The organism is Methanomethylovorans sp., from assembly GCF_041305605.1.
In the GTDB taxonomy this organism is placed as follows: domain Archaea; phylum Halobacteriota; class Methanosarcinia; order Methanosarcinales; family Methanosarcinaceae; genus Methanomethylovorans.
In genome coordinates this window covers 1-8,317 of the sequence record NZ_JBFYLB010000147.1, presented here as the reverse complement: position 1 = coordinate 8,317, position 8,317 = coordinate 1, and the positions used below count along the sequence as shown (strand labels likewise).

Below are 8,317 nucleotides of genomic sequence, written 5' to 3'. Positions count from 1 at the left end.
CTGCACCTACAGGGTCGGAAGTGATGGTAAGATGTGGGAATTCCTGTTTTGTCCTTTTAAGGATCTCCACAATGCTCCACAGCCATGGAGGACGATATTCTCCCCGCTCCCATAGATACTCGATCAGTGTACCTTTCTGCACATTACATAGATTGATGGAGATCACACTGGAATATGCCGAAGCTTCCTTCACAGAGGTGACGATATCCTCCAAAGCCTGTTTTTCTGAGATGAACGGAGGTTTGAGCATAAGATATGTCTTTACTGCTACACTGTTTGCTTTTGCAACTTCGGCAGCCCTGGTAAAATCCCTGAAAGTAAAACCTTTATTAATGGAGTGTTTTCTGATGAGGTCCGAACTGGTCTCAAGACCGATGGCAACCTCGAACAAAGTGTCTTTAAGATGAGCAAGGCAGAACTTCATAGATTCGTCTGTCAGGAACTCTGGACGGGATTCCACCACTACTTTAAAGACACGGACTTCTTCTTCCAGAAGAGACAATATCTTTGAGCGGGCATCTGCGGGCACTTCCTTCTCATCAAGGAAACTACCGGATGTAAATATCTTGACCATGAACCTGTCAAATTTTGAAGCCTTGACCATGGCCTTCCGGAACTGGGAAACAAGATCGTCCGCAGAAGGAGAAGTATGAGCGCTGTCATACACGTAACCACACATGGTACAGCCTCCCACCTTACCCCACCAGCAACCGGAAGTACGGAAGATCATGGTAAGGGTATTCTCTACATTCCCATCCACATGGTCCTTACCTGTCCACACGGCAGATGGCATGTCCAGAGGAGTCGGCTTGATCCGCTGCCTCTGACGTATCTCAAGAACTCTTGTATTTAGTGACATTTACTCGAACTCGATGGTTGCAGGGGGTTTCGGGGATAGATCATACACAACTCTGGCGACGGAAGATATCTCGCCTGTAATGCGCGACTCAATACGCTTTAGCACATCCCAGGGCAGTTCCATGGCTTCTGCGGTCATACCATCACGGGAACCGACAGCACGTACTGCAACTATCCAGCCATGTACCCGCTGGTCACCCTTAACACCGGTGCCCTTTCCTACTATAGCCGCAAAGGTCTGCCATGGACAAAAACGTTCAAGGAGTTCTTCTTCAACTATGGCATTCGCTTCCCTTACAGCCTCCACTTTTTCCTCAGTAACCTCACCTACTATACGCACAGAAAGTCCCGGACCTGGAAATGGCATTCTTTCGGAGATCTCATGCGGCAGACCAAGTGCTCTGGCAACTTCCCGCACCTCATCCTTATACAGGTCCTCCAGAGGTTCTACAATAGATTTAAAATCCATCACTGAAGGAAGACCACCTACATTGTGGTGGGATTTAATGCCACCCTCGGATTCTATCCTGTCAGGATATATTGTTCCCTGAATAAGGAACTCTGCTTTAAGCAACCGCGCCTCTTCTTCAAATACCCTGATGAATGTTTCACCGACAGCTTTACGCTTCAGTTCCGGGTCATCTATACCTTTAAGCGCTCCCAGGAAACGCTCCCTGGCATCTACGACCTGTAAGTTCATATCAGAGAATATTTCCTTTATCCTCTTAGTCTCTCCTTTACGCATGAGCCCTGTATCTATGTAAATAGGAAATAGCAACTCACCTATTGCACGGTGTGCAAGTACAGCACAGACAGAGCTGTCAACACCACCTGAAAGAGCTATAATGGCAGGGCCAGAGATCTGTTTCTGTATTTTCTCTATACTCTGAGGAATGAATCTGTCAACTTTAACCATGGGATTGCTCCATATATCACATTGATGATAGTAATAGGATATGTCAGTGATCTGACCGGATTATTACATATATATGATTTAATGCTGTCGATGTGGTATTTAAATTCTTGTGGAGTTAGCTTCAATTATAAAGATCGTCATCAACTATAGTTATATACAGTCACTGTTAACTGTAAAGCGATGCGCCGAACATTAAGCAAGTACTTCGGATACAATACATTCAGACCCCTGCAGGAAGATATTATAAAAGATGTCCTTGCGGGAAAAGATGTTTTCGTGTTGATGCCCACCGGAGGAGGAAAATCACTCTGTTACCAGTTACCGGCACTTCTGATGAACGGTGTCACTGTGGTAGTGTCACCACTCATTTCTCTTATGAAGGATCAGGTGGACACACTTCGGGCCAATGGCGTTGAAGCAGCATATCTGAACAGTACATTAAGTTACAAGGAAAGCAACCGGATAAAACAGGAACTTGAAAAGAACATCATCAAATTACTGTATGTTGCTCCTGAAAGGCTAACTTTGTCCAGTACATTGTCCCTGTTCGACAGAATAAAAGTGAACCTGTTCGCCATAGATGAAAGCCACTGTATCTCAGAATGGGGACATGATTTCAGACCTGAGTACAGGAAACTAAGCATCCTTAAAAGAAAGTACCCGCACATCCCTGTCATAGCGCTCACGGCTACCGCCACCCCCAAGGTGCGGGAAGATACAATATCCCAGCTACACATTAAGGATTGTAATACATACGTAGCCAGCTTCAACCGTAAAAATCTGCTTTATCAGGTCAGACCAAAGAAAGATACCTATGAACAGATCGTGCAATTCCTGCGGGACAGAAAAGACAAAAGCGGGATAATATATTGCCAGAGCCGCAAGACCGTAGATGAACTAACTGGAAAATTACGTAAAAGTGGGTTCAATGCCCTGCCTTACCACGCCGGGCTTTCTGATGCTGCAAGGAGCAGGAACCAGGATATTTTCATAAAGGATGACGCGGAGATCATCGTTGCCACCATAGCTTTTGGAATGGGGATAGATAAACCCAATGTGCGTTTTGTGATCCACTACGACCTTCCGCGTAATCTTGAAAGTTATTATCAGGAAACTGGCAGAGGTGGCAGGGATGGCCTTGAATGTGAATGTATACTATTTTTCAGCCGTGGTGACAAATACAAGATAGATTACTTCATTGACCAGATGGCAAAGAACGAAGAAAGAGAAGCAGCCAGATCAAAACTTAAAGAGGTAATGGACTATTGCCAGAGCACAATATGCCGAAGAAAAATGCTGCTACACTATTTTGGTGAAGAACTTGATGAGGAGAACTGTGGTGGATGTGATGTATGCCTGCAGCCTGTGAAAAGAACGGATGCTACAGAAGAAGCAAAGTTGCTCATCAAATGCGTGCAGGAAGTCGGCCAGCGATATGGTATCACGCATGTGACGGAGATACTGACCGGGTCAAATAGCAAAAAGATAACCGAAAAAGGACATCATCGCCTGAGTAGTCACGGGATGGGAACTTATCTTCCAAAGGACAGGTGGGTAGATATTGCAAGAGAACTGGTCCATCAGGGAATATTGAAACTCGAAGGTTCCAGATACCCTTTGCTCAAACTTGATGAAGGCAGCCAACAGGTCACTGCAGAAAACAGGATCGTAGAAGTTAGTCAGATGTCAACGGAAAACAAAGAGTTTCTAGTCACACCGAATAAGCTGATAGTAACCGAGAAATTGGAAAAAGTGGTCAAAAATAATTCATTGCTGCTAAAAGAGAAAGATGTCGGATACGAGACAAAAAAACAAACTGGAAAATATAGCAGAGTGGATACTGAATTGTTCTCCAGACTAAAGGAACTACGAAAAAAGATTGCCAGCAGTGAAAAAGTTCCACCATACATCATATTTGCAGATACGAGCCTGAAACAGATGGCAACCCAGATGCCCTTTAATGAAAAAGAATTACTGGAAATTACAGGTGTCGGAGAATACAAACTCCAGAAATATGGAGATATGTTCCTGACAGAAATACGGGATCATCTGAATGGCACCCCAAAACATACTAGTGAAGCAGAGAAAAAGGACGCTGGAAATGAAGGTGAAAAGAAAGAAAAAGTGATCCAGTGCATAATCAGCCTTAGAGAAAAATTCATCAGACTGACAAAAGAACAACTCGGCGCCGAAGCATCTGACAAATATATAGAAGAGATCTGGTCAGAGATACTGCTTCATAAAAAATAGCCTGTTGGAAATAGGAGAATCTCACTCACATGTATCCAGCAGATGACGTTTTCCATGCCCTCGCCTGTCACCCGGGTGGATAGGACTGATCTTTGCGACCTCTTCTTTATCCTTATCTTGCTTTTCCTCTTTAGTATCCTGTTCTCCCAATTGATATACCTCCATAAAAACATATATGAAACCAGTTACTAAACATTGCCGGTCAGATCAGAGGCACAAGGTAATTGAAAGACAGATAGAATATAAGATCACCGAAAACAACAGCGGCTAAAAAACCTGCGGTTATGGGTATCATAAAAGGAAGACCTGGAGTGATCCACACATGTTCTCCTATCAAGCCTTTTCTATGGAGTTCTTTCAGCTTCAGGATGGTATCGGCATCTATGGAAGTGCCGGTGCGCGTAAATTTTGGGATCACACCGTCAGGTGTTTCCTCATACTTTTCTATCAGTCTGATATGACCCTCTTGCAGGTTGTTGATCAGCTGCCTGTAACCTATAAGAGCATAGAACGGCTTTTTGACAAGCTCTTTTGGATTCACAGTTACTATATTGTAGAGTAATAGACCAAAAGGTACTATGATGGTAAGCAACACCGAATTACTAAAAACACTGAATGTGAACAAGTCCAAAAGAGGAGCTCCCCAAAAAGGAAGTTGTAAAGAATTCACTGACAATTTGGGAAAAATAGGCAGGATGATAGAAATGACCATGAGCACTTTGGCATCTGCTCCCCCGAAAGCATGCAACATGAAGAGAATGTACACAAAAACGAATATCACTACAAACGAAATTAAAGTCCTGAAAATATAGGGTAAGCCTGAAGTGATCATCTCATAGAGTATGAGAGGCGAAGCGGCACCCAGCATAATAGGCCAAACCTTATTGGATACCCGGCGTGTCTTTATGTCAGAATAACAAGAATATACTAAAAAAGGCAGGCATACAAGAACTTTGAGGAGTTCGATCATATCACTGTTTCTCCCATTTTTTGAGCTTCATCACTTCGGAAAGCGTTGAACCTCTTTTTATCTCCTCAAAAAGACGTTTTTCAGTTTTTTCCACTTCTTTAGCTCTCCTTGCGATCTCATAGGCGTTTTCCTTTGGTACTACTACAACCCCATTATCATCGCCTACAATATAATCTCCTGGCTTGACTATCTGTGACCCGCAGGTTATCTCGGTATTAATTTCACCGAACCCTTTAGGTTCACCGGCATTTGGCACATAGCTACTTGCGAATACTGGCAAGCCTATGGTACTGATATCATCAATGTCCCTTACAGCCCCATCTATAACAACTCCCGTAATGCCCTTATTTAGACAACTGAGAGTAGCCAGACCACCCCATGGAGCTACATCCCTCCTGCCATTATAAATAACAATAACATCTCCTTCTTTCGCCATGTCTATAGCCTCAACGGGCTTTGCCCAATCGCCACCAAATGTCTGTACCGTTACAGCAGTACCTACCATTTTTTTACCTTTTATCATGGGACGGATGTCCTTCATGACACCTTTACGGTGCATGGCATCCGAGATATTAGGGGTGGAAACTTCCAGCAACAGTTTACGGACCTCTGAGTCCTGAGAAGGTTTAGAAACTATTACAACCGAAGGGGAATCCACGCTTTCCCTTATCTTTCTGGAAGAAGCATATACATTCGCAGACCTGATGATGTTGCCACCTACAATGACAATACTTGCGCCTGCCTGCACTGCTTTGGCACAACCTGCTGCATCCAGGCCACCCGCTGCTGCAACAGGAATGGACACGACCTTTACAATTTCAGATACGATATCCAGAGGGTCTCTCCCCACCATCTGCTGATCGATACCAGCATGCACATTGATATAATCGACACCCATCTTTTCAAGTTCTTCAGACCTTGAAACAGGATCTGGTACAGAGATAAGGTCTGCCATTATTTTAGCACCATACTTTTTTGCAGCCTTCACAGATTCAATGATCGTAGAATCATCAGCACCTGCCAGTACCATGACAACATCAGCACCTGCCTTTGAAGCCATTTCCACTTCAAGTGCACCTGTGTCAGTCACCTTCATATCGGCAAGTATTGTCACGTTAGGAAAAGCTTTTTTTAGAGCTCGCACTGCTTCCATTCCTTCACTCTTGATCAACGGAGTCCCAATCTCTATCCAGTCGACACCGCCTTCGATAGCTTCTTTTGCGATCTGTACGGCACGGTCTGTTTCAACCAGGTCAAGGGCTACCTGAATGATAGGTATGATCTAATCACCTTCTGAATATAATTAATTACTACTACACGTACCTGAACCCCTATAAACTTAATCGAGGGATTTAATATTGAATGTATCCTAACCCAATAAGGGGAGAAGTGCTTTGGCAAGTGAGGACAAGATCACAGACAATGAGCGGAACATGTTGCTGAACAGGCTGCATAGACCTCTTTTCTGGGTAGGTGAAAATATACCAAGGGAAGTAGAGATCGAAGGCAAAAAGGTCAAGCTTCATGAGATAATCTGGGAGATCGTTAATAAAACTCTCTTTTCAAAAGCAGATATAAAAAATATAGATCATTTCCTTTCTTTGCTAAAAGAAAAGGAACGTGAATATGAAAGAGCTCTTGAACGCGATGATATCAGTTATGAAGAAGCGAGAAACCTGTTCAATGAAACTGCGGGCATCATGAGAGCCATAATGGATCTCACTCAAATAGAAGAGGAAACTCAGAGAAAAAAATCACAGGATACAAAGCATGTATGTGAAGATGTTGAAGAGAAGGAATGGGAGCACCTTGTCAAAGAGATAATAACGGACAAAGATAAGAGTAAATGAACTGGTGCTTGGATCATCAATGAAGCCGCCAGCAAATATTATATCCCATGCAGCACCTCTTACGATAAATGTATTTCAAAGATCTGCACATCTTATCAATGAAAGATTTCTCAAAAGAGATGATCGATCATATACTGGAAACAGCAGAAAAGCTGGAATCCATAGCTGTCATGAAAGAACGCTCTGACATGCTTACTGGAAAGGTGCTTGCTGTACTGTTCTTTGAACCCAGTACCAGAACACGCATGTCTTTTGAAACTGCAATGATACGACTGGGGGGAGAAGTACTGAGTATGGGATCAGTGGATGCGAGCTCTATATCAAAGGGAGAGACACTGGCAGATACCATTCGTGTGGTACAGAGCTACGCAGACGCCATTATATTACGACACCCAAAGGAAGGTGCTGCACGCATGGCTTCAGAGTTCTCCAATGTCCCTGTGATCAATGCAGGAGATGGTGCAGGGCATCACCCTACTCAAACATTACTGGACCTTTACACCATCAAGCGTGAGAGCAAACTCGAAGGTTTAAAGATTGCACTGGCAGGGGATCTGAAATATGGAAGGACCGTACATTCCCTATGTTATGCGCTTGCCCATTATGGAGCTGATATAACCCTTGTTTCACCGGATGAACTGCGCATGCCCTACGAGATAATAAAAGATCTGGAAGCAAGAGGCATGAAGGTGAGAGAAACGGATTCCATAGACGAGGCCATCACTGAAGTGGATGTATTATATGTGACCAGGATACAGAAGGAGAGGTTCCCTGATCCTGCGGAATACCTCCGGGTAGCCAGCAGTCTGCAAATTACACCGGAACTGCTTGAGAATGTTAAAAGTCATCTGAAGATCATGCATCCGTTGCCTAGGGTCAATGAGATAGACCCGCTTGTAGACAAAACTCCACATGCCTGTTATTTCAAGCAGGCTTTTTATGGAGTGCCCGTAAGGATGGCACTTCTGGCACTTGTAATGGGAGGGATGGAATGAATCCGGAGCACACGGACTTTGAGCTGGAACCGGGACTTAGGGTTCGGCCTATCGAAAATGGCACGGTCATTGATCACATAAATGCAGGTCAGGCCCTTAATGTCCTGCATATCCTCAAACTGCCCGGACAATTTGAAAGTGTGGTAAGTGTCATCATTAATTCTCCCAGCAAGTACGGGAAGAAAGATGTGGTAAAGATCGAAAATAGGGAACTGAAAATAAAAGAACTTGACAAGATATCACTGATAGCACCCACTGCAACCATTAATATAATAAGGAATTTTAAAGTCCTCAAAAAGAACAGGGTGGAAATCCCGGATTACGTGGAAGGAGTGGTACAATGTATCAATCCAAACTGCATATCTAACAGTTCGGAACCCATCACATCCAAATTCCGGGTATATGAAGAAGACAACACAATAAACCTGCGCTGCGTCTATTGTGAGCGGATAATATCCGAGAACATAGCTGATCATCT

9 protein-coding genes are annotated in these 8,317 nt (G+C 43.8%); 4 read left to right on the top strand and 5 right to left on the bottom strand.

The window, feature by feature from the left end; all coding sequences use genetic code 11:
• Both ACCM36_RS09325 and guaA read right to left on the bottom strand, forming a co-directional pair.
• Window positions 1-859, bottom strand: an 859-nt coding sequence (locus tag ACCM36_RS09325; protein WP_370573482.1) for an archaeosine biosynthesis radical SAM protein RaSEA, incomplete at its 3' end; no start/stop codon positions are given.
• Window positions 860-1,774 (bottom strand): glutamine-hydrolyzing GMP synthase, encoded by a 915-nt coding sequence (guaA, locus tag ACCM36_RS09320; RefSeq protein WP_370573481.1) that lies wholly within the window; start codon window positions 1,772-1,774, stop codon window positions 860-862. It abuts the gene before it with no gap.
• A 180-nt stretch (window positions 1,775-1,954) separates the two neighbouring features.
• On the opposite strand from guaA, the gene recQ reads away from it, so the two are divergent.
• Window positions 1,955-4,024, top strand: a complete 2,070-nt coding sequence (recQ, locus tag ACCM36_RS09315) for a DNA helicase RecQ (protein WP_370573480.1) — start codon at window positions 1,955-1,957, stop codon at window positions 4,022-4,024.
• 21 nt (window positions 4,025-4,045) lie between these two features.
• On the opposite strand, the gene ACCM36_RS09310 is transcribed toward recQ, so the two are convergent.
• From ACCM36_RS09310 to hxlA, 3 genes are read right to left on the bottom strand one after another with little or no spacing between them, the layout of a single operon-like run.
• Window positions 4,046-4,174: a hypothetical protein gene (locus ACCM36_RS09310; protein ID WP_370573479.1), complete on the bottom strand. Its 129-nt coding sequence runs from the start codon at window positions 4,172-4,174 to the stop codon at window positions 4,046-4,048.
• 52 nt (window positions 4,175-4,226) lie between these two features.
• On the bottom strand, window positions 4,227-4,994 hold the full coding sequence (locus ACCM36_RS09305) for an A24 family peptidase C-terminal domain-containing protein (protein ID WP_370573478.1): 768 nt from the start codon (window positions 4,992-4,994) through the stop codon (window positions 4,227-4,229).
• A 1-nt stretch (window position 4,995) separates the two neighbouring features.
• Entirely contained in the window at window positions 4,996-6,276 is a 1,281-nt protein-coding gene (gene hxlA / locus ACCM36_RS09300) for a 3-hexulose-6-phosphate synthase (protein ID WP_370573483.1), read from the bottom strand.
• Window positions 6,277-6,388: 112 nt separating this feature from the next.
• Here hxlA and ACCM36_RS09295 point away from each other — a divergent pair, with 112 nt between their 5' ends.
• From ACCM36_RS09295 to pyrI, 3 genes are all read left to right on the top strand, one after another.
• Window positions 6,389-6,844, top strand: a complete 456-nt coding sequence (locus tag ACCM36_RS09295; RefSeq protein WP_370573477.1) for a DUF5788 family protein — start codon at window positions 6,389-6,391, stop codon at window positions 6,842-6,844.
• A gap of 68 nt (window positions 6,845-6,912) precedes the next feature.
• Window positions 6,913-7,839, top strand: coding sequence for an aspartate carbamoyltransferase (pyrB, locus tag ACCM36_RS09290; protein WP_370573476.1), 927 nt, complete (start codon window positions 6,913-6,915; stop codon window positions 7,837-7,839).
• Window positions 7,836-8,317: aspartate carbamoyltransferase regulatory subunit (gene pyrI / locus ACCM36_RS09285; RefSeq protein ID WP_370573475.1), on the top strand; the 482-nt coding region annotated here is incomplete at its 3' end. The genes pyrB and pyrI, both read left to right, overlap by 4 nt.